Source organism: Gemmiger formicilis (assembly GCF_016901605.1).
Classification (GTDB): Bacteria; Bacillota; Clostridia; order Oscillospirales; family Ruminococcaceae; genus Gemmiger; species Gemmiger formicilis_B.
Genome location: NZ_JACJKP010000470.1, coordinates 1 through 416, shown reverse-complemented (window position 1 = coordinate 416; position 416 = coordinate 1). Strand labels below are relative to the sequence as shown.

At 57.2% G+C, this 416-nt stretch carries 1 protein-coding gene; it reads right to left on the bottom strand.

The window, feature by feature from the left end; translation table 11 throughout:
- Window positions 1-416 (bottom strand): MBL fold metallo-hydrolase (locus H6B10_RS15490; RefSeq protein ID WP_430661775.1); only part of this gene is annotated, 416 nt, incomplete at both ends.

Genomic DNA, 416 nt, shown 5'->3' with positions numbered 1-416 from the left:
AGAGGCTGGTGGGTATTGCCGATATCGCCGGAGAAAACAATGATTTCCGGCGCACGCCCGGCTTCGGTGACGCGCACCGAGATGGACGAGCTGCCCAGCAGATGGCCCACATCGGTAAAGCAGACTTCGATTTTGCCGCCTTCGTCCTCGAAAAGCGTCTGCCAACCCCCATAGGGGCAGGGCACGAACTGCTTCATGACCCGTTCGGCATCCTCCACGGTATAATCCGGTTCTACCATGGCCGCGCCGCTGCGCTGAGCTTTACGGTTTTTCCATTCCGCTTCCTGTTCCTGAATATGAGCGGAATCCCGCAGCATAATACCGCACAGGTCCATGGTGGCATCGGTAGAATAGATGGGGCCGCGATACCCATTTTTATACAGGTACGGAATCTGCCCCGAATGGTCGATGTGGGC